Raw genomic sequence first — 22,815 nt, forward strand, 5'->3', positions numbered from 1 at the left:
ATTATATAGTATTTATTTACATCAAATAGATATACAAAATTAACAGCATAATTTTTATTAAACTACACTTTCAGTAATAGGTATAATTGAACCTAAATCTATAAGTTTCTCATTTTCTACATAATCTAATCTTATGGAATATTTATCTAAAAACAATTTTATTTTCTCGTAATCAGGATGTAATCTTATATCTCCACAAAATAAAATTTTGTCTTTATCCACAAGCCCACTTGCTCCACCAATAAAACCGTAATTCAGTCCCGGTAAATCTATATATCCATGACTTATAAACAACACATCTATCCCATATCTGTCTAACTGTTTTGCAATCCCTTTATCAGATGTAATTACAGCATTCTCATTAACAATGCATATTGAGCATTTTGCATATCCCTGTTTTACATTTATTAATTTTATATCTTTTTCTACTAATTTTTCAAAAAGCACTTTATCTGTATACTTAAAATTGTGTACTGCAAATTTTCCAATCCTTCCTACATTATATGCAATATTATTCGGATAGGTACTTCCTAAAACAGTTTCTCCTAAAATAACTTTAAAATTTAATTTTTCAAATTGAAAGCGCATATGCTCATAAACATTCGGAGATACAACTATTTCATTTCCACCAACATGATGCATTAATATATCAGGATGACATAATATAGCTTCATATAAATCACTACAACAACATGTTTTTATAATATTTATACCTTCAGCTCGTATTTTATTCTGAATACATCTGGGAACACGTCTATCAACTATAACTGTTTTTACTTTACTTTTTGGTATAAATGAAATATCAATGGGCTTTTCCATATAATCACCTATTTTCATTTTTTATAATTTGAAAGTTTTAAATTAATAAAAGGTTCTATAATAAATATTGGGATATAAAACCTCATCATTTTTATTTTGCAAAAAAATAATGCACCTGTTAAAAATGTCTTACAATATTGTTTGCGAAACAAATACTGAAAGAAGACATTTTAACAACTGCATAACATAATTATATCAATAAACTACTTAATTTAAAATAGGTAAAAACAACAAAAATTTCTCATACAGATACTTTTATTCAAAACTAGCTTAAAAAACACAATTATCATGCTTGTGCTTTTATAAATTCAAAAATACATGATTACAAAAATCAATTTATTAAAAATTTGTCTTTTCAATTTAAACATACTTATTTAATACTTTTAAAAATTTTATAAATCTTATGATTTTCTTCCTCGTTATTACCATATAACTAACCGTTTAGCTCATTATATTTGTCAAGAACTTACTAAAATTATTGGTATGACTGAAGGCCACTAAAAATACTAATATTTTATTCCTACAGTTATGCGTATCTTCAACCTAAAAAATAAATTCAAATATAATAATAGAGTGGAATTGTAATCCCACTCCAATTACTTACAAAGAACCTATTCATTCTTTTATAATTTTTGTTTGTATGTTTTTATTTAAATTTATTAGTTTTAATAATTTTATTAAACTAATTAAAAGAATGATAATAGATATAAATATTGATACATTTATAGAAATTTTCTGAGTAATATATCCTATACCAAATAATCCTATAGGCATAAATGCTTGAGAAAACATCCTTCTAAACGAAAATACTTTACCTCTCATTTCATTTGGTACATTTTCTAAAAAAATCATATTAGTAGCAATTTGTATAATTGGAGAAGTAAATCCATAAGCTAGAGCTGACAATATAAATATTATCGTATTCCATGCTATCAAAAGCAACATAGTTGAAAAAGTGAAAATTGATATACCTATAAGAATAATATTAAGTTTTTTAAAAGGTATTTTAGAATATAATAAAGCTCCCAAAATTCCTCCTACTCCAAGCAAAGAGTAAAAAAAACCAATTGAAAGCGAATTACCAATATTTTTTGATATTAATAAAGGAACAATAATTTGAAGTATTGGTAACCCAATCATATTTATTATGGCAAATAAAGGCATTAAATTTCTAAGAATATAATTTTTTTTAATAAATTCGACACCTAATTTAAAATCATTGACTATATCTTTTATAATGACTTTTTCATAAGTTTGAATCTTAAATTTAATAAACATCTCCATTATTGCACTAATTAAAAAAGATAATCCATTAATAATAAAACTAATTGCAGGACTTACTATAGTTAATAAAAAACCACCAAAAATAGGTCCAAAAACGGAAACTAAATTTCTGATTAATTCCATTCTACTTTGTAATTTAATTATATTTTTATCACCATCAACAATCAATGGAATAGAAGACAAAATAGTTGGATCAAACATTGCTGAACATATTCCTATAATAAAAGTAGCCATAAATAAATAATAAAGTGATATAGAATTATTTACACATAAAATGCCTATATGAATCATTAACATGCCTCTTACTATATCCATATATATTATTATTTTTTTTCTATCTAGTTTATCAGATAATACTCCTAAAAAAGGGCCTACTAAAACCGAAGGTATTACAGAAATTGCAAATATTGTTCCTAATATTTTAGGTGAATAATTATTTTTTAACAACCACCATAATAAACCTACATTGTAAATTTGATCACCAATTTGTGAAATAAATTGACCTATCAAAAAAAATAATGAATTCATTAATTAATATCTCCTTCTATTAAACATAATACTCTATTTTTAGTGTATTCATCTCCTTGCAAAATAATATATTTTGTAATTTCTTTATTAGCTGCACATCTATATGGATTATTCGATTTTAATTTCCCTGTCAAACTATATATTTCTCCTAAACAATTATTACATAGATATCTATTCCAACAATCTTTACAATTTTCAATATTAGATCTTGTAATTTCTTTTAAATATTTAAGTATTTCAGATTCCGTCCAAATTTTTTCTAAATTACTATTTCTTATATTACCTAGTTTAAACTCATTGAACTTCATATGCATACAAGGGAAAATATCACCACAAGGATTAATAACAGGAGAACTCCCTATAGAACATTTTTTACTTGCTACTAGTGTAGCTGAAATTTTATTATCTGATGTAGAATGAGTAAATTTGTATAAATCTACCAATTGCTTTTTAGTTAACATCAAATTAGAATTTATTCCTTTTTGTATAGGAACAATTGGAGCAATTCTTGGTAAAACACCATTTGATACACAGAAGTCAATAAATGCTGGAACTTCGTCAAAATTTTTTTGCGTTATTGTCATAGAAAGTGCTACTTCTTTCACGTTATACTTTTTTAAATTACTAATAGAACTAAGAACTTTTTTATATGAACCTGGTTTATTCCTAATTTTATCATGCTTATGCTCATAAACACTATCCAAACTAATTTGAACTTTATTTAGTCCAGCTTCATGTAATTCTTTAATTGTATTTATATCAAATAGGAATCCATTAGTTAATAAAGTTACATCTATATTTTTTTCACTACATTTTTTTACTGTATATAAAACCAAATCTTTCTTTAATAAGGGCTCTCCTCCAGTTATTGTTAAAACATTAATATTCAATTTATCCATTTGTAATAATATATTATCTATATCATTAAAAGAAATTTCATTAACTTTTTTTTGAGAATAATCAACCATACAGTGCTCACAATTCATATTGCAATTATATGTAACTTCAATATTTAGTGATGTTGGATATGCTTCATCTTCAAATATATGAATTTTTTGTTTGTTTGGATTCTTGCTAAATTCTATAATATTTTGTTCTTTTAAAAAATTTAAAATATCATTTATTTCTTCTTTAGTATATTTGTTTCTAAAATATTGATATATATCATTTATACTATTTGTTCCATTAATCAAATTTAATAGCTCTATGACTTCTTTTTCTATTTGAAAATAATTATTTTCATGTATAATATAAGTTTCTTTTGGTGTATCTCTTAAAAAAATCTTTTTTTTAACAATAGGATACATGATATCACCTCATATTAATTATTTTTTAGCATTTTATATAATTTTAAACGCTTTATATTACTTTGTTAGAATATAAAATTTCTTTATCAATCTGTAAATTTTTTCTGTTTTCAAAAAAATTTCATCTCCTTTTTATTGAATATTAATATTATATTTTAATCTTAAATATTTAATTTTATTAAAAGCGAATCCTTTATAAATAGACAGCTTATTTTTGAATATATTGAATTTTTACACCAACACATAAACCAAACTTTTATTTTTTTAACTATTTGATGCAATTAATCCATCTGACTTTCCAAAATATTCTTCATCTAAAAATGCTACTTATATACTTAGGTTAATATATTATTTTTTATTAGATGCTTTAAAAAAACTATAAATTCTATAAGAAAATGGAGGATTACAATAATCCTCCTTTTACGTTACTAACGACAATTAGGTTTTTTTTCTTTCCAATCCCAACATACTAAACTTTTAGCTATTGGAGATTTAGAAGTTTTAATTTTTTTATTTTCATAATATTCACCTCCTATTGAATTATTTGAAATATATCACAGTTATATTTAATCATTTTTACCTTATCCTGTAAATATTTAAATTTTTTAAATTATTTGTGTATTTCTTTTTTTATATACTATTTATTTCTTTAAATACCATAATATTTAAATAAAATGCATGATTTGCCTTTAATTTCAAAATATGTTAGTATATTATATTAATCCTTTGCAGATGATTTTGGATTTGAAATATATTTATGTAAACCAAGACATTCTTACACTAAAGACAAAGTAGAAGCTGCAAATAAATTTATAGAATGGCTACTACCATACAATCATGAATTTGAGACTGAAAAGGATTTAGTAGAAATAATAAAAACTATAAATTCAAAAGTTAATCAAGCACCAAATCAAGCTACTAATGTTCCACCTATACTACTATTTCAAAAAGAAAAGGAGTATTTATCTCCATTACCATGTAATCGTATCATAGAAAGTTATATGAACTACGAGCTGTCAAAGTTCATAAAGACTCTCTAGTACATTACAAAGTAAATAAATACTTTGTCCCGCCTAATATATAGATAAAAAAGTAACACTTAAAAATATAGAAAATAAGTTACACATATATTTTAACACAGAATTAATTTCTGTACATAAAATAAGCAATTAATAGCTTTTTATAATCATAATGATTATAAAAAGCTATTAATTGAAGTTATTAAAAATGAAGACAATTTAGAAAATATATGCTTAAATAATCTCAATGAACTAGATAAATTGCTATAAAAACAAGGAGGAAATATGAATAACTACGTTAAATTTTTAAACAATTTAAAAGAACTTGGTTTAAATAACATTAAGAATAATATAGATACATACTTAAATTTAATGTCATCAGGAGAAAAAAACATTATAGATGCTTTATATGAATTAAGTAATTTAGAAATAAAAGCAAAACAAGAAAAGGCTATGCTTGCCTGTGTAAAAGTAGCTAATTTCCCTTTTTTAAAAGAAATTGATGAATTTGATTTTGATTTTCAGCCTAGTGTAAATAAACAACAAATTCTTGACTTAAAAAGTTAAGATTTATTGAAAATAATGAGAATATATTTTTTGTTGGAATTCCTGGAGTAGACAAGACTCATCTTGCTACTTCCTTAGGAATGGAATGTACAAAGTGCAGATACTCTACATACTTCATTCATTTTCAGGAATTAATTTCGCAATTAAAAAAAGTTTTAGCAGAAAACCGATTAGAAGCTAGATTAAAACATCATTCAAAGTATAAAATATTAATAATAGATGAAATAGGGTACTTACCGATAGATACAGCTGCAGCTAACTTATTCTTTCAACTAATATCTAAAAGATATGAAAGTCATTCAATTATCATAACTACTAACACTGCTTTTTCTAACTGGGGTGAAATATTTGGTTCAGCTACTTTAGCTCATGCTATATTAGATGGATTATTACATCATTCTCATGTTATTTTAATTAAAGGACCTTCATACAGACTTCAGTCAAAAATTTAATATTTTTACAGTTTTTCTAAAAAACTGTCGATTCGCTTTTTTGTACAAAATTATTTTCCACTTTTCATACAAATTTATATTGACATTTACATATAATAACTTTGTAGCTTAATTAATCTTGTAAACTGGTGTTAACAACTATAAAAATTGCTTCAAAATAAGAAAAGGCAGGCATTTCAAAGAATACCTACCCCAAATATTGACATAAAACTAAAAAAATCAACCTTTTTGGTTGACTTGAAATTGGAGGCGGCACCCAGATTCGAACTGGGGAATAAAGGTTTTGCAGACCTCTGCCTTACCACTTGGCTATGCCGCCATATATTTAATTGGAGCGGTAGAAGGGATTCGAACCCTCGACCCTCGCCTTGGCAAGGCGATGCTCTACCACTGAGCCACTACCGCATGGTGCCCAGAGGCGGAATCGAACCACCGACACGGGGATTTTCAGTCCCCTGCTCTACCGACTGAGCTATCTGGGCATATGGCGACCCGGAAGGGACTCGAACCCTCGGCCTCTAGCGTGACAGGCTAGCGTTCTAACCAACTGAACTACCGGGCCAAATCAAATATAAATTAAAAATTATGAATTAAGAATTAAAAATTATATTAAAATTTTCCTTAATAATTCTTAATTATTAATTTTTAATTCTTAATTAAATTTGATTGAATCTGGTGGGCGCAATAGGACTTGAACCTATGACCCCCTGCTTGTAAGGCAGGTGCTCTCCCAGCTGAGCTATGCGCCCTCCCCAAACTGACAGATATTATAATACTATATTTTAATATCAATGTCAATATGTTTTAAGATAAAAATTTAATTTTTCCTTTCAGCCGCAACACAAAAATAAATCTTTATTAATTGCAAAAATTAATTATAAATTTTATTTTTTAAATTTTCAAATCTAACAACCTCTTAATCAAATAAAAAATTCTACAACTGATTTAATTTTTTGCTCTTTTTAAAATATCTATAAGCTGCTCTTTATTGAATTTATAAAAAGTATTGCAAAAATGACATTGAATTTCAGCTTCCTCATCTTCTTCGATAATATTCTTTAATTCTTCCTCACCTAAACTTATAAGTGCCCGTTCAATTTTTTCCAGCGAACAATCACATACAAAATCAACTTCTTTCTTTTCTCCTACTTCTACATCAAAATCTTTCAATATTCTTCTCATTATTTCTTCTCCTGATAATCCTTCTGCCACCATAGCTGATACCGGTGGTACATCTTTAATACATTCTTCTAATTTTATCAAAATTTCTTCTTCTACATCAGGTAAAGGTTGAATAATAAATCCTCCCGCAGCCTTCACACTACCATCTACATCAATTAAAACACCTAAAGATACCACAGAAGGCTGTTGCTCTGAATACATATAATAAGCTGCTAAATCTTCTGCTATTTCTCCACTAATTAAATTTGCTTGTCCTATATATGGTTCTTTTAACCCAAGGTCTTTTATTACTCTCAATTTCCCTCTACCTACAGCTCCACCTACATCTAATTTTCCCTTGTCATTTAATTTAACTTTAGCATTTGGATTAGATATATACGCCTTTACATTTCCAGTCGAATCTGAAACTGCTACAATTGATTTTATTTCATTACTTCCCAATATTTGCAATGTCAATTTATCTTTTTCACCCTTTAACATATATCCCATAATTGAAGCTGCAGTTATTGTCCTCCCAAGAGCTGCAGTTGAAACAGGAGTCGTTTTATGTATTTTTCTAGCTTTTTCCACCATTTCAGTTGTTATTGCTACGAATACTCTTATATTTTTATTTCCTGCAAGTCCTCTTACTATATAGTTTTTCATAACTATCCCTCCGTTTCAATTATAAAATTGCAAACTACATATTACAAGCTCTAAACTTATAACTTATTTGAACTATCTCAAATAAAAAAACTACACTAATCTGTAAAAACTTACAATATTATTTTTAACAAAATACAAATAGCTGATAAAATTTATCTATAAAAAATTTCTTTATTCAAAAATTTTATAAATAAATATCTATAACATTAGTAAAGCCCTGATAATATCAGGGCTGACAGACAATCAATTTAATTGTTCATTATACACTATAATTTTACAACTTGAGCTGCTTGAGGTCCTTTTTCACCTTCTACAACTTCAAATTCAACTTCTTGATTTTCCTCTAAAGTTCTAAATCCTTGTTGTTGAATAGCAGTATAATGTACAAATACATCATTTCCATCTTCTCCGGTTATAAATCCATAACCTTTTTCACTATTAAACCATTTTACTTTACCTTTCATTAAACAATCCTCCTAAAAACTTTCAAAATAAAAATTAATTAAGCTAGCTTAATTGTATTTATTTTACCACATTTAATATATTGTGTCAAATATTTTTTAGATAATTATATTATGCTCAATATTATGACAAGATATACATAAAAATTACTTAATACATACGAAATTTATCCTTTCATCTGTAAATTTTGGACTTTCAAATGTAAACGCATTATAAACATTTATATCTTTAAATTTAACTTGCTTTAATAAATCTATAACAACATCAGTCCTATATGCTCTCTGCTCATGAAATTCTTGAACCCTTTCAAACAACTGTCCTTTTCTCATAAATATAGTTAAATCAAATTCACACACTTCTCTTTCAGCATCAAAATAATTTTCCCATATATATGAAATATCTTCAAAGTTTTCTGCATATGTATTATTTCCAAGAATTTCCGAAATTTTATAAAAAGAACTTATATCAAAAATAAAAATTCCTCCAAAATTCAAAATCGAATAAACTTTTTCATAAATAGAAATTAAATCTCTTTCTTCTAAAATATAATTAAACCCATCACAAAGACAAAGTACACAGTCTACTTTTTCATGTATATCTAATTCTCTCATATCCTGATTGATATAAGCTACATTTATACCTAAATCCATAGCCTTTTTTCTAGCAATAGTCAACATTTCACTAGATATATCTACTCCTGTAATCTCATAGCCTCTTAAAGCTAATCTATTTGTAATATTGCCCGTACCACATGCCAATTCTAAAATTGTATTTGGTCTTAAATTAAATTTTTTAAAAATATTTTCTATATAATCTGCCCATTTGTCATAATTTACATCTCTCATCAAATAATCATACACTCTGGCAAAACCATTATACGCTTCCATAGATAATCACCTGTTATTTTAAAATTTTTTATACAATTTTTTAAATCTTTTAAGTCAATTCTCATTAATCAAAATTTATTATACCTAATTACATCAAAAAAACAAAGTGCCTTTAACTCCCGGCACTTACTGTTTCTGATTTTTTTCTTTTTTCATTTTTTTCTTCCTAACTGTTATCAACCCACCTATTCTTCCTGTTTCCTTTGCTGTTAAAGCCCCCCATCCATCTTTCATAACTTTATCAAGCAAACCTAACTCAGAAGCTATTTCATACTTCCATTTATCCTCTATAGTTTCAATCTTAAACTTCTTATTTTTATCTCTATTCTTTTTAGACAAATTAATCACTCCCCTCCTAAAATATTATAAGACAAGGGGATACTTTTTATACAGTTTAATCTACTTAATTAATTAAAAAATTGTAAAATTTTAATTTTGCTATTGATATTTTTCGACATTAATGTTATATTGTTTATTGTCAAAAATTTGTTCCCACTCCCCCTTTAATATATATATTTTTTAAAGCCACGAAAATTTTAAAATTTTCGTGGCTTTTGTCTTTTATAAAATAATCACAACTGAATAATTCTAATTTTAAAATTGTATATAACATATAAAAACATATATAAGAAATACAACAATTAAAGGTGCATAGTGAACAAATCTTTCTTTAGCTGAATATATACCTGCATCTATTCTATATCTTTCATCACATCTATTTTTTACATCATCTATTTTCATATCCTCTCTAATTACCTTTATAAGCAAGTAAGCTAATATACCCATTATAAGTGCAACTATTCCAATAAATATAAGACCTCCTATCATATTTGCAACATTTGGCATAGTATTTTCTGAAACTGCACCGCTTTGTAAATTAAACTTACTGCTTAAAACTCTTATCATATAAGCCAGTGTCACTGCCAATCCGTTATTTGTAATATGACCTATAATACCTGCATATATAGAATCTGTTAAATAAACTAAATATCCAAAAATCAATCCAAGTACTACTGGTCCAAACAAATTTTGTAAATTAAAATGAAATATTCCAAATAAAAAAGCTGTAATTACTATTGCTTTTTTTCCAAACCTCTCTTCATAAGCACTTAAAAGCATTCCTCTAAAAAAAATTTCTTCACATATTCCGGCAGAAATAGCTATTATAAAAAATAGTCCTATATATTCATGAAAACTGTCCGCAGTAGGTATAGGTAAAGGTTTAATTACACTAAAACTTCTTATAATTATCATCATTAATAAATTAAAAAAAACTGCTACTGGATACATAAATAAAGTTATTACTATTATTAAAAAAGCATGTTTTATTCTTAATCTATTAAGTCTTAAAACTTTTTTAATATCCTTATTTCTCAATTTTAAAAATATTAAAAGCGGAAACAATACAATAACATATTCAGTAATCAACAGTCCAGTTTTTATATTAAGTTTCTGAAAATACCCTCCAAACGTTAAAAGCAGTATTGCAATAACTAAATAAAATAAATTTACTTCTAAAATGTTAAACCTCTCACTTCTCACTTTTTTGCCTCCTTTTGTACTACAAATAAATATTTTTAGCAAATCTATTATTTTGGAAACTCTTTAAAAATTTACTGCTCATATTTACTTATTCATTATTCACTATTACTTATTAACTGTTAACTTATATATCCATTGCCCTTTAATAAATTAACATATATCTGAACTCCCATAGCAAGTACTCTTTCATTGAAATTAAACTGCGAATTGTGAAGCGGATAAATATATCCTTCTTTTTCATTCCTTACTCCTAGAAAGAAAAATAGCCCCGGCAATTCTCTCTGATAATAAGAATAGTCTTCAGAAATCATTTGCGGGTCAATTATTTCTATATTTTCTTTACCAATAATATCTATAAATCTATTTACCATATTTTCATCATTATTTACCGGCGGATACATATCCCTAAATATCAATTCTATCTTGCAATTATGTACAATTTCTTTTCCCTTAAGTATTTCAATCATTCTATCTTTTATTTTATTATATACTGACTCCTCAAATGCTCGTATTGTCCCTTCTAAAACAACTTTTCCAGCTATAACATTTCTTCTTTCTCCGCCTTCAATTCTTCCAATAGTCAATACAGCTGGTTTAATAGGATTTATACTTCTACTTATTATAGTTTGAAGTGAATTAATAACATCTGCTGAAATAATTATAGAATCTACTGCATTTTGAGGTATAGCTCCATGTCCGCTCTTTCCATAAATATAAATATCAAACTCACCGGTTTGTGCCATAAGCGGTCCACTCCTCAAAGCAACTTTACCTTCTTCTACTTCAGGATACAAGTGTAATCCATATATACAATCTACTTTAAACTTTTTAAGTATCCCTTCTCTAATTATTACTTCTGCCCCACCGGGTCCTTCTTCTGCAGGCTGAAAAATTAACAGCACATTATCTCTAAGCTTATCCTTATTTAATGAAAGATATTTTGCAAGTCCAAGCAATATAGCCGTATGCCCATCATGTCCACATGCATGCATTTTTCCAAGATATTTTGAACAGTACGGCACTTTTGTATTTTCTTCTACTGGTAATGCATCAATATCAGCTCTAAAAGCAACTGTCCTCTTTGGATTATTTCCTCTTATATAGCCTACTACTCCTGTTTTAGCCACATTTTTATAAACCTGTATTCCTATGTCTTCAAGATATTTTGCAATATACTTGCTAGTTTCATATTCTTCAAATCCCAGCTCAGGAATTTGATGAAGATACCGTCTTATATTTATAATTTCATCAGACAAATTTTCTATTTCTTTACATACCTGAATCATATTATCACCTCTAACGTATATTAATATAATAGAATTATAGATAATACCATTTTATCAATTAAAACTTTAAAAATCATCTAAAACTTGAAGTATATAACTTGAAACTCTTTATAATTTATATTTATAGAATAACATAAATTTGATATATTTTTCTCATTTTCTACTATAAACAAACTTATATTTATTCTTTTTTCCTATATATTGACATATATCTGCTTAAATGATACCATATAAATTAATTTATAGTCTTTTAAAGCTTTTTAAAAAATACATATGTTTATTTTTTTAGATTATAATTTTGTATATTTTTAAAATAAAATTTATAAATATAAATTTATTTTTTATAAGATTGGAGGTCTTTTCATTGAAAAAAGTTAATGTTGCCATTGTAGGTGCAACAGGTATGGTTGGTAGAACTTTTTTAAAAGTTCTCGAAGAAAGGGATTTCCCATTTGATAAATTATACTTATTCGCTTCAGCAAAATCTGCAGGTTCTAAACTAAAATGTAAAGAAAAAGAATATATTGTAGAAGAATTAAAAGAAGATTCTTTCGACAGAGATATAGATATTGCTCTTTTCTCTGCCGGTGGAGAAATCAGTAAAAAATTTGCCCCAATAGCAGCTTCAAAAGGCACTATCGTAGTCGACAATAGCAGTGCATGGAGAATGGAAAAAGATATACCATTAGTTGTTCCCGAAGTAAACCCGCAAGATATAAGATGGCACAAAGGAATTATAGCCAATCCAAACTGCTCAACTATTCAAGCAGTTGTTGCACTTAAGCCTCTACACGATAAATATAAAATAAAAAGAATCGTCTATTCAACTTATCAAGCTGTTTCGGGTTCAGGTGTAAAAGGAGTAAAAGATTTAGAAGAAGGTTTAAAGGGTAATAATATTATGAAAGCTTATCCTCATCCAATAGCAAATAATTGTCTTCCACATATAGACGTTTTCATGGATAATGGATATACTAAAGAAGAAATGAAAATGATAAATGAGACTAAAAAAATTCTCGGAGACTATGATTTAAAAATAACTGCTACAACTGTCAGGGTTCCAGTATTCGACTGCCACAGCGAATCAGTAAACATAGAATTTGAAAATCCATTTGAAATTGAAGATGTAAAAAAACTTCTATCAAACAGCCCCGGAATAATTGTGCAAGATGACCCTAAAAATAATGTCTATCCTCTCGCTACAAATGCAAAAGGTACTGACTTAGTTTATGTAGGTAGAATAAGAAGGGATTACAGTATAGATAACGGTTTAAATCTTTGGATAGTTGCTGACAATATAAGAAAAGGTGCTGCAACTAATGCTGTTCAAATAGCAGAAGAATTATTAAAATTTTTTTAATTATACCCGAGCATAATCCTGTTCGGGTATAATTTTAAATGTATAGTTATTTGAATTTCTAAATATTATTATATTGAAAAGCTTTTAATATCTTAAGGAAGGATGATTTAAGTGAAACTTTTTAGAGGTTCTGGAGTTGCCATAGTTACACCATTTAAAGATGACAAAGTTAATTTCGAAAAATTAGGCGAATTAATTGAATGGCATATTAAGCAAGGTACTGATGCTATAGTTGTATGCGGAACTACAGGAGAAGCTTCAACAATGTCTGATGATGAAAAAAAAGAAACCATAAAATTTACAGTCGAAAAAGTAAACAAGAGAATACCTGTAATAGCTGGAACCGGAAGCAACTGTACTGCTCACTCAATAGAAATGAGTAAATATGCTGAAAAAGTTGGAGCTGACGGACTATTAGTAATTACTCCATATTATAATAAATCAACTCAAAAAGGCTTAATTGCCCACTTTACCGCTGTAGCAGATGCAGTAAATATTCCAATTATAATTTATAATGTACCCGGAAGAACTGGAGTAAATATACTACCTTCTACACTTGCTACACTTGCAAAACATCCAAATATAAAAGGAATTAAAGAAGCAAGTGGAAATATTTCACAAATTGCAGAAATAGCAAGACTTGTACCTGATGACTTTTATATATATTCAGGTAATGATGACATGGTAGTCCCTTTAATGTCCTTAAAAGGTGATGGTGTAATATCTGTTATAGCCAATATTGCTCCAAAAGACACTCATGATATGGTTCAAAAATTTATTGATGGCGACATAAAAGAAGCATGTGAACTTCAACTCAAAATGAAACCTCTCATAGATGCACTTTTTATTGAAGTTAACCCTATCCCCGTTAAAACTGCAATGAATTTAATGGGTTTTGAAATGGGTAATTTAAGACTTCCTTTAGTTGATATGTCTGATAAAAATCTTGAAATATTAAAAAACAGAATGAAAGATTATGGAATTCTTGAATAGGAGGAGTTTATATTGCTTAAAGTACTTTTATCTGGCTGTAATGGAAAAATGGGTAAGGTTGTAACAGAGTTAATAGAAAGTGAAAATAATATAGAAATAGTAGCTGGTATAGATATTTCAAAAAAACACAACAAATTTCCTGTTTTCAAAGATTTTAAAGACTGCACTATAAAAGCCGATGTTATAATTGACTTTTCTCATCATTCAATGATGCCAGCTTTAATAGACTACAGTGTTAAAACTAAAACTCCTGCTGTCATATGTACAACGGGACTCGATGAAGAAATTATACAAAAAATAAAAGATGCATCAAATAAAGTAGCTCTATTCAAATCCGGAAATATGTCACTAGGCGTCAATCTAATAACTAAATTAGCCCAAGAAGCTGCTAAAGTGCTCAGCGAATCATTCGATATAGAAATCATCGAAAAACATCACAATAGAAAGTTAGACGCTCCAAGTGGAACTGCATACATGATAGCTGATGCAATAAATGAAACACTCAATAACTCAAAAGAATATAATTTCGGAAGATATGGAAAATCAGCTAAAAGAAACAAAAATGAAATAGGTATACATGCTGTCAGAGGCGGTACAATAGTTGGTGAGCATACAGTAATATATGCAGGTCCTGATGAAATAATCGAAATAAAACATACTGCAATGTCAAGAAAAATATTTGCTGCCGGTGCAATAAAAGCTGCAAAATTTTTAGCAAATAAAACTTCCGGTTTATACAACATGTCAGATATATTAAAATAAACTCAGGAGAAAAAAAGTATTCAGAAAGGATTGATAAAACTAATGACAAACGAAAGACGAAATGCAAATATCGATTTAACTGACCCATATAAAATAGCAAAATACATAAAAGAAGCTAAAAAATCAACTCCTGTAAAAGTTTATGTAAAGGGAAATTTAGCTAACTGCTCACACAAAAGTATTAAAATTTTCGGTTCAAATGATTTTTGGATTATATTTGGAGAACACAAAGATGTAGTTGAATTTTTAGAAAAAAATAATTCTAAGGTGCAAGATTATGTAATAGAAAATGATAGAAGAAATTCTGCCATTCCTCTATTAGATATAAAAAAAATTGATGCAAGAATTGAACCGGGAGCTATAATAAGAGATAGAGTTAAAATAGGAAAAAATGCAGTAATAATGATGGGAGCAGTTATAAATATAGGCTGTGAAATAGGAGAAAATTCTATGATTGATATGAATGCAGTATTAGGTGCAAGAGCGACAGTTGGTAAAAATGTCCACGTAGGAGCTGGAGCTGTATTAGCAGGCGTTCTTGAACCTCCTAGTGCTACCCCTGTAATAGTTGAAGACAATGTCATGATAGGCGCAAATGCAGTAATTTTAGAAGGTGTAAAAATAGGTGAAAATGCTGTTGTTGCTGCTGGCTCCATAGTTACAAAAGATGTCCCTCCAAATGTCGTAGTAGCAGGAGCACCAGCTAAAATAATAAAAAATAAAGATGAGAAAACTTCTGAAAAAACTAAGCTTTTAGAAGACTTAAGAGGTTAATAAAGAAACCAGTAGTCTTATTTAAAATATAAAATAGACTACTGGTTTCTTTCTAATCAACAAAAGCAAATACATATGGTACATTTCTATAATAATCGCCGTAATTTAGACCATATCCGACAATGAATTTGTCAGGTATTGTAAAACCTACATAATCAGGCTCTAATTCAACCTTTCTTCTTGAAGGCTTATCAAGCAATACACAACTTTTAATACTGCTTGGATTTTTAGATTTTAAATACTCTATAATATATTTCATAGTAATACCTGTATCAGCAATATCATCAACTATCAAAACATCATATCCCTCTAAACTGCCCTTAATATCATAAAGAACTTTTACTTTACCAGATGACTCTTCTGAATGTCCGTAACTTGAAGTAGTCATAAATTCAATTTTCACAGGAATATCTATTTCTCGAACTAAATCAGCAGTAAATATAAAACTACCTTTTAGTAAAGACACAACAAGTAAATTTTTCTCCTTATAATCATTTGAAATCTCTTTTCCAAGTTCTTCAACTCTTTTCTGTATATCTTCCCTTGACAATAATACTTCTTTTTTCTTGTTTTCTATATCCATGTCTTGACCTCCACAATTTTGTAAAATTTATTATAAAATATTCTAAATAATATTGTGGAAAATGTCAATTCTAATTTTAAATTTAATAACTATAACATATTAAAACTCTATCTATACAGCTTTCTCCATCTTCTGCATTATACTTAGTATTACCCTATCTGTAATATTCATTCCATCTTGTCCAAGCATACCTAAATTTTTTATTGTATCTTCTGCTGTTTCTGCCACTATACCATTTCTCGGAGGAACTATTCTTCCATTTATAGCTAAAATAGCTGATTGTATAGCAGTTGCTGCTGATGTAGCAAGTTTTAGAGCACATCCAACTTTTGCTCCATCGCAAATCATACCACTTATATTTGCAATCATATTTTTTATCGTTCCATCTATCTTATCATAATCTGCTCCCATAAGCCATGCTATAGCAGCACTAGCTCCCGTTGCAGCTGCAACTCCACAGCCACATAGTGGAGATAATCTGCCAATATAATATTTTATATATCCATTTATAATATGACTTATAGCCAATGCTTTAGATAATTTTTCTTCATCTACATCATAAATATTTTTATAAGCAACAAGCGGTAAAATAGCAGTTAGCCCATTATTTCCACTTCCATTACTACTCATAACAGGCATATTAAGTCCTGACATTCTAGCATCAGCTCCAGCTGCTGTAAGCATCATAGCATTATTGATAAAGTCATCTGCCATCACACCATTTTTTATATTTTCATAAAATCCTGCACCCACACCGATACCATATGTTTTCTCAATTGCAGCTTTTGCAATTTTTTCATTCATATCTATACCTTCTAATAAAAACTCTATATCCTTATAATCTATTTTCTCAATAGCTTTTATAATATCCCTTATTCTCAAACTATACAATTCCTTTAAAACTTCATTATATCCACCGCCATTTTTATTTTGCTCTTCTTTAAATAACACTTCATTATCTTTTTCTATATATACAAATTTATTATGTCTTTCCTTTACAATTACTCTTGCACTTCCTTTTTTCCCTCTTACAAAGACTTCAATATATATCTTTTCATCTGTATCTTTTATGTCCAATTTTAAAACATCATTTTCAAGCATTTTTTTTGCACTTAATACTTCTGAATCTTTTATTCCTTCTAAAACTCTTAAATCTTTTTCTGATTTTCCAGCTACTATCCCTAAAGCTCCTGCAATATAAAGCCCTACTTCGTCAGTATTTGGAATACCAACACACAACCCATTTTTATATATATTTGGACTTACTAAAATACTAACTTCCTTTATATCATCTTCACTTAATACCTCTTTAGCCTTTGATGCTGCAAGTGCAACAGCCACAGGTTCTGTACAGCCCATTGCTGGTACAACTTCTCTTTTTAAAGTTTCAATTATAATTTTCTTTTTATCCATATTTATAACCTCCCGCTCTATTTAAAATATATTTTAAAACTTAGCCGCTTAACTACATTTCACAATCATTAATCAAAGCAATTTTTATGCCAATAACAAAACTAGCTTATTTAAAAAACATTTCTAATAATTTTGCCTTAAACTCAATACTACAAACACCATACCTTAACACTCATATAAGTAAATTATTCTCATTTTGAGAATAAGAGCAAAAAAATAATTCTCATATTGAGATTTTATTCTCATTATGAGAATTAAATACTGTATTTCTTTAACTTGCGATATATTGTTGCTCTACTAATCCCTAACACCTTAGCAGCTTCTTCTATACCTTTTTTTGTCCTTCCAAATTTTCTAATTGCTTTTGATATTTCTCTTTTTTCCAAATCTTGAATTGATATTATTATATCATCTGCTGCCATATTTTTTACATGCTTGTTCTTTATCCTATTAGGTAAATCATTAATACTTATACAATTAGAAGATGCCATATTTACTGCATATTCAATTATATTTTCAAGTTCTCTAACATTACCCGGCCAATCATAATTTTTAAAAAACTGAAGTACTTCTTCACTTATATGTGAAATATTTTTTCCAAGTTTATAATTAAATTTGTTAAGAAATTTATATGCCAATATAGGTATATCATCAATTCGTTCCCTGAGCGGTGGTATATAAAGAGGAATTACATTTAATCTATAATAAAGGTCATCTCTAAATTCACCTTCTTCAACCCTTTTTTCAAGATTTTTATTTGTTGCTGCTATAATTCTCACATCAATAGGTATAAATCTCTTTCCACCTACTCTTTCAATCATATTTTCCTGAAGAACTCTCAATAATTTTGTCTGAAGATGAAGCGGCATATCTCCTATTTCATCTAAAAAAATAGTTCCTTTATTCGCTAATTCAAATTTTCCCGTTTTTCCTCCCTTTTTAGCACCTGTAAAAGCTCCTTCTTCATATCCAAAGAGTTCACTTTCAAGAAGATTTTCAGGTATTGCTGCACAATTTATAGGTATAAATGGATATTTTCTTCTATCACTATAAAAATGTATAGCTCTTGCAAACAATTCTTTTCCTGTACCACTTTCTCCTTGAATAAGCACAGTTGAAGAACTCCTTGCAGCTTTCTTAGCATAATCTTTAACCATCTTTATTGATATACTCTCTCCAATAATATCATCAAAATTCATCTCCATGCTAGCACCTGTAACATCATTTACTACGTTAATAATTTCATTTATTTTATTAAGAGTTATAACTAATCTTACAATTTTGCCATTTACTTCTATTGGTTTTACGCTATATACTATTCTAAAATTATTTCCGTTTATACTGTGATAAAATTCTTTATTTCTAATATTTAATTTTTTACTAACTATATTTTTTATATCAAAATGTCTAGTTATTTTATTAATATTGTCTATATGTTCTTTTCCTAATATTTCAATAGCTTTTGAATTGTAGTGAAGAACATTTCCTTCTGCATCTACCAGCATCAGTCCTCTATCAATCGAATCAAATAAAACTTCAAGTTCACCTATTAGTAGTTTTATTTCTTCTGATTTCTTCTTTTCTATTAACTTAGTAGCAAGTAAATCTGCCATCCTAGATAAAAATTCTAACAAATTATGTTTATTACTCAATATTGAAGCTTTCTGTTTTTCATCAAATGCAATCAATCCTATAACACCTATAATAGTTCCATTTACCTTTATAGGACAGCAAACTTGAGCAAATTCCCTGCAACTCTCTTTTTTTTCACATCTGCTACATGCTTTATGAATTCTAGGATTTTCAATTATAAAACTCTCTCCACTTTTCAAAGCATATGCAAAAACTGACTTATCATTTATTCTTGCACCTATATTCTCGGTATAAAGTCCAGTAGCTGCTATTCTGTTCAGTTTATTATCTATTATAGTAACATCTACATTTATAACGCTTTCAATAGCCTCTGCAATCCTTTGAACAATATTAGAAATCCTAAATAACTGCATAATATCACCTCTTTCAACGCTTCAAACTGCAAGTACATATCTTAAAATTAATCCTTCAAGTTCTCTACTATTTATTTCAGCGTTTTTAGAAATATTAAATTATAAATTAACTCTTAAAATACCTAAAATATATTAAAAACCTATGGAAATATTAAAATCTTCCCATAGGTCTTTTACTAGAAACTATTATTCAAGTCTTTTTATCTTTACTTGTCCATATATTTCTTCAACTAAATCTTTATTTACAAAACTAATTTCCTTTTCCAAAGCACTTGCAGATGAACATGCAACTGCATACTTAAAAGCTTCTTCTAAAGAATATTTTTTTATAATAGCTACTGCAAAACCAGCTACTAGAGCATCTCCAGAACCTATAATATTTACTGGTGTCATTTCTGGAGCCTTTACTTTAAACACTCTTTCTTTAGCTGCAAATATTGCTTCATCACTACTCAATGAAATAACTACTATGTCTACTCCTTGCTTACATATATATTTTAATTCATGAATTATTTCATATTCATTTTTTAAATCATAACCTACTATATTTTTCAGTTCATTTAAATTTGGCTTAATCATATACGGCTTTGCTTTAATAGCTTCTTCTAAAAACTCACCTGAAGCATCAATTATAGGTAGTACATTATTATCCTTAGCTATTTTTACCATATCTCTATATATAGTTTTAGGAACTCCTTTTGGTACACTTCCTGAGGCAATAATAATTTGACTGTATTTCAATATCTTTATGTATTCTTTAATAAACTTCGTCAGTTCTTCTTTTGTTACAAAGGGGCCTACTTCATTAACAGTCGTTTCAACATTATTTACAGGGTCTATTATAGCAGTTAAATTTCTAGATTCATCACTGATACTTACAAAAGAAGTTTTTATACCCATTTCCATCAACTGCTTTTTAATATACTCACCTGTTATGCCACCTAAAAAACCCGTAGCATTAAGCTTTTCTCCAAGTATAGAAACAGTCTTGGCTACATTTATACCCTTTCCGCCAACAGTGACTGTTACTTCATCAACCTTATACTCTTTATTAAGTTGAAAATTATTTATTATATACGACCTATCTATAGCCGGATTTAACGTTACTGTTGTAATCATAATAACCCCTTCTTAAAAGTAAAGTCAAATAGTATTATACAATAAAATCACTTACTTTTAAAGAACTTTGTAACATTTATTACTTCAAAAAATAAAATTTACAGACAAATTAGGTAAATACTACTAATATATATTAATCATAATCCCTTTTATTGTATAATCTGTATAATATATCCTTTGTTTCTTTTAGTAAAACAATTATTTTGTTTAGTGAATATTGAATTGATGTTAATATAATAAGTAAAATAACAGCTCCTACTATCCAGTATTTCATATTTTTCCTCCATTCAAATTAAAACTTTTTAACTCAAATTAGTTTTTTCTCTGATATTATTGTAAATAAAAATCGCTTCCTGTATCAATAATTCCTTTTTATTCATCTCAGGGCTTTCAAAAACTTTTTCTAACAATTTTTTTAAAATAATTCCCATTTCTCTACCTCTTGGTATGCCAATCTCAATCAAATCATATCCATCAATATCTAAATCTTTAAGAGTTAAAGGTTCTTTTTCAGATAATATTTTTTTATACAAATCTACTGCTTTTTCTATATTTGAAAAATCATGTGGATACTTACTTCCCTTTACATCTGCTATCTGAAGTTTAAACAATCTTTCAACATTTTCTGTACCCATTTTATTTATAAGTCTCTTAACTGTCTTAGCTGTAATCTCATTTAATCTTAACATATGATTTTTTATAAGCATTTTTACAGAGCTGATAGTTTTTTTATCATATTTAAGTTTTTTCAATATTTCTTCTGCCATTTCTGCTCCCACTACACAGTGATTATAAAAATGTCCTATATTATATTTATCGATTGTAAAACATCGTGGTTTAGCTATATCATGCAGTAATGCTGATAACCTTAATATTAAATCACTTTCTGTATTATCAAGAGTAGTCATAGTATGATAAAAAACATCTTTATCATGATATGGACTATACTGCTTAAATCCAACAATTTCTCTTATTTCAGGTATTATATAATCAATCAAATCTGTATCTACAAGAGTTTTTATCCCATTTGAAGGTATATTTGACAATAAAATCTTATTAAGCTCAGTTTTAATTCTTTCTTTACTTATATTACGCACAAGTTTTGAATTTTTAACTATACTCATTGTTACAGCTTCGTCTATCTCAAAATCGAGCTGTGAACTAAATCTTACTGCTCTAATCATTCTAAGAGCATCTTCCTCAAATCTTTTATCTGGATTCCCAACACATTTAACTTTTTTATCTAGTAAATCTGAAAATCCATTATAAGGGTCTATAAGCCCTTTTTCATAATTATAAGCCATTGCATTTATAGTAAAATCTCTTCTACTTAAATCTTTTTCTAAATCATCTGTAAATTCGACTTTATCTGGTCTTCTATTATCAGAATATTTTCCTTCTATTCTGTAAGTAGTTACTTCAAATTGTTTATTATTTACAATAATAGTTACTGTCCCATGTTTTATCCCTGTCGGTACTACTTTATAATCCTTAAAAATATTTAACATCTGATTAGGTTTAGCATTTGTAGCTATATCCCAATCATTAGGAATTCTACCTAAAAGAGTATCTCTTACACATCCTCCAACTACATATCCTTGAAAACCATTTTTATATAAAGTATTTAATATCTTTTCTACTTCTTCAGGAATTTTTATTTTCAAAATATTACTACCTCCGAATTTCTTATATTTTGCCATTTTTTATAACAACATTTTATAATTTTATTTTCTACAAAAAAACATGAAAACCTTCGTCAAAATATTAATTTTACGAAGGTTTAAATTCTATCATATATTAATAAAATTTCCTTATAGGTAGTCTG

General features: G+C 27.7%; 19 protein-coding genes, 5 tRNA genes and 2 pseudogenes. 6 read left to right on the plus strand and 20 right to left on the minus strand.

All coding sequences use genetic code 11. The features are described 5' to 3' along the window. Window positions 1-57: 57 nt before the first annotated feature. The 3 genes from BUA90_RS08295 to BUA90_RS08305 all read right to left on the minus strand — a co-directional run bounded on the left by BUA90_RS08295 (window position 58) and on the right by BUA90_RS08305 (window position 3,938). On the minus strand, window positions 58-819 hold the full coding sequence (locus BUA90_RS08295) for a DUF6873 family GME fold protein (protein ID WP_072967544.1): 762 nt from the start codon (window positions 817-819) through the stop codon (window positions 58-60). 615 nt (window positions 820-1,434) lie between these two features. Further along, window positions 1,435-2,631, minus strand: coding sequence for an MFS transporter (locus BUA90_RS08300; RefSeq protein ID WP_072967546.1), 1,197 nt, complete (start codon window positions 2,629-2,631; stop codon window positions 1,435-1,437). Further along, window positions 2,631-3,938: a radical SAM/SPASM domain-containing protein gene (locus BUA90_RS08305; RefSeq protein WP_072967548.1), complete on the minus strand. Its 1,308-nt coding sequence runs from the start codon at window positions 3,936-3,938 to the stop codon at window positions 2,631-2,633. The genes BUA90_RS08300 and BUA90_RS08305 overlap by 1 nt, the downstream gene beginning before the upstream one ends. A gap of 722 nt (window positions 3,939-4,660) precedes the next feature. Between BUA90_RS08305 and BUA90_RS12600 the strand changes: the two are divergent. Both BUA90_RS12600 and istB read left to right on the plus strand, forming a co-directional pair. Next, window positions 4,661-5,227: pseudogene (locus BUA90_RS12600) on the plus strand (Mu transposase domain-containing protein); the annotation flags it as partial. Window positions 5,228-5,329: 102 nt separating this feature from the next. Continuing rightward, window positions 5,330-5,976: pseudogene (gene istB / locus BUA90_RS08310) on the plus strand (IS21-like element helper ATPase IstB). Between the two features lie 244 nt (window positions 5,977-6,220). Here istB and BUA90_RS08315 read toward each other — a convergent pair. From BUA90_RS08315 to BUA90_RS08365, 11 genes are all read right to left on the minus strand, one after another. After that, window positions 6,221-6,295, minus strand: a tRNA-Cys gene (locus BUA90_RS08315). Between the two features lie 11 nt (window positions 6,296-6,306). Next, window positions 6,307-6,381, minus strand: a tRNA-Gly gene (locus BUA90_RS08320). A 1-nt stretch (window position 6,382) separates the two neighbouring features. Continuing rightward, window positions 6,383-6,458 (minus strand) — tRNA-Phe (locus tag BUA90_RS08325). 3 nt (window positions 6,459-6,461) lie between these two features. Then, window positions 6,462-6,538 (minus strand) — tRNA-Asp (locus BUA90_RS08330). A 111-nt stretch (window positions 6,539-6,649) separates the two neighbouring features. After that, window positions 6,650-6,725 (minus strand) — tRNA-Val (locus BUA90_RS08335). Window positions 6,726-6,921: 196 nt separating this feature from the next. After that, window positions 6,922-7,803 carry an Hsp33 family molecular chaperone HslO gene (hslO, locus tag BUA90_RS08340; RefSeq protein WP_072967550.1) on the minus strand — a complete coding sequence of 294 codons (882 nt, stop codon included), beginning with the start codon at window positions 7,801-7,803 and terminating at the stop codon, window positions 6,922-6,924. Between the two features lie 266 nt (window positions 7,804-8,069). After that, the gene (locus BUA90_RS08345) at window positions 8,070-8,267 is read right to left on the minus strand and encodes a cold shock domain-containing protein (protein ID WP_072967552.1); all 198 of its coding nucleotides are present in this window, start codon (window positions 8,265-8,267) and stop codon (window positions 8,070-8,072) included. Between the two features lie 144 nt (window positions 8,268-8,411). Further along, entirely contained in the window at window positions 8,412-9,152 is a 741-nt protein-coding gene (locus BUA90_RS08350) for a class I SAM-dependent DNA methyltransferase (protein ID WP_072967554.1), read from the minus strand. Window positions 9,153-9,278: 126 nt separating this feature from the next. Beyond that, window positions 9,279-9,491: an alpha/beta-type small acid-soluble spore protein gene (locus BUA90_RS08355; protein WP_242945067.1), complete on the minus strand. Its 213-nt coding sequence runs from the start codon at window positions 9,489-9,491 to the stop codon at window positions 9,279-9,281. Window positions 9,492-9,746: 255 nt separating this feature from the next. Continuing rightward, window positions 9,747-10,694 carry a type II CAAX endopeptidase family protein gene (locus BUA90_RS08360; RefSeq protein WP_072967557.1) on the minus strand — a complete coding sequence of 316 codons (948 nt, stop codon included), beginning with the start codon at window positions 10,692-10,694 and terminating at the stop codon, window positions 9,747-9,749. Between the two features lie 119 nt (window positions 10,695-10,813). After that, window positions 10,814-11,980, minus strand: a complete 1,167-nt coding sequence (locus BUA90_RS08365) for a M20 metallopeptidase family protein (protein WP_072967559.1) — start codon at window positions 11,978-11,980, stop codon at window positions 10,814-10,816. Window positions 11,981-12,344: 364 nt separating this feature from the next. On the opposite strand from BUA90_RS08365, the gene BUA90_RS08370 reads away from it, so the two are divergent. The 4 genes from BUA90_RS08370 (at window position 12,345) to dapD (ending at window position 15,869) form a co-directional block, all read left to right on the plus strand. Continuing rightward, window positions 12,345-13,340: an aspartate-semialdehyde dehydrogenase gene (locus BUA90_RS08370; RefSeq protein WP_072967562.1), complete on the plus strand. Its 996-nt coding sequence runs from the start codon at window positions 12,345-12,347 to the stop codon at window positions 13,338-13,340. 111 nt (window positions 13,341-13,451) lie between these two features. Further along, entirely contained in the window at window positions 13,452-14,333 is an 882-nt protein-coding gene (gene dapA / locus BUA90_RS08375) for a 4-hydroxy-tetrahydrodipicolinate synthase (RefSeq protein WP_072967565.1), read from the plus strand. Between the two features lie 12 nt (window positions 14,334-14,345). After that, entirely contained in the window at window positions 14,346-15,095 is a 750-nt protein-coding gene (dapB, locus tag BUA90_RS08380; protein WP_072967567.1) for a 4-hydroxy-tetrahydrodipicolinate reductase, read from the plus strand. A gap of 42 nt (window positions 15,096-15,137) precedes the next feature. After that, window positions 15,138-15,869, plus strand: a complete 732-nt coding sequence (gene dapD, locus BUA90_RS08385) for a 2,3,4,5-tetrahydropyridine-2,6-dicarboxylate N-acetyltransferase (protein WP_072967569.1) — start codon at window positions 15,138-15,140, stop codon at window positions 15,867-15,869. Window positions 15,870-15,921: 52 nt separating this feature from the next. Here the strand turns inward: dapD and hpt are convergent, their stop codons facing one another. From hpt to BUA90_RS08410, 6 genes are all read right to left on the minus strand, one after another. After that, window positions 15,922-16,452, minus strand: coding sequence for a hypoxanthine phosphoribosyltransferase (gene hpt / locus BUA90_RS08390; RefSeq protein WP_072967571.1), 531 nt, complete (start codon window positions 16,450-16,452; stop codon window positions 15,922-15,924). A 111-nt stretch (window positions 16,453-16,563) separates the two neighbouring features. After that, on the minus strand, window positions 16,564-17,865 hold the full coding sequence (locus BUA90_RS08395; RefSeq protein WP_072967573.1) for an L-cysteine desulfidase family protein: 1,302 nt from the start codon (window positions 17,863-17,865) through the stop codon (window positions 16,564-16,566). Window positions 17,866-18,119: 254 nt separating this feature from the next. Further along, window positions 18,120-19,871, minus strand: coding sequence for a sigma-54-dependent Fis family transcriptional regulator (locus BUA90_RS08400; RefSeq protein ID WP_072967575.1), 1,752 nt, complete (start codon window positions 19,869-19,871; stop codon window positions 18,120-18,122). A gap of 186 nt (window positions 19,872-20,057) precedes the next feature. Further along, complete coding sequence (locus tag BUA90_RS08405) at window positions 20,058-20,990, minus strand: 1-phosphofructokinase family hexose kinase (protein ID WP_072967578.1); 933 nt, start codon at window positions 20,988-20,990, stop codon at window positions 20,058-20,060. A 133-nt stretch (window positions 20,991-21,123) separates the two neighbouring features. Continuing rightward, the gene (locus BUA90_RS12515; protein WP_170139262.1) at window positions 21,124-21,264 is read right to left on the minus strand and encodes a hypothetical protein; all 141 of its coding nucleotides are present in this window, start codon (window positions 21,262-21,264) and stop codon (window positions 21,124-21,126) included. Between the two features lie 28 nt (window positions 21,265-21,292). Next, window positions 21,293-22,654 carry a CCA tRNA nucleotidyltransferase gene (locus tag BUA90_RS08410; protein WP_330390708.1) on the minus strand — a complete coding sequence of 454 codons (1,362 nt, stop codon included), beginning with the start codon at window positions 22,652-22,654 and terminating at the stop codon, window positions 21,293-21,295. Window positions 22,655-22,815: the final 161 nt, after the last annotated feature.

It is taken from the genome of Caminicella sporogenes DSM 14501 (assembly GCF_900142285.1).
GTDB classification, from domain to species: Bacteria; Bacillota; Clostridia; order Peptostreptococcales; family Caminicellaceae; genus Caminicella; species Caminicella sporogenes.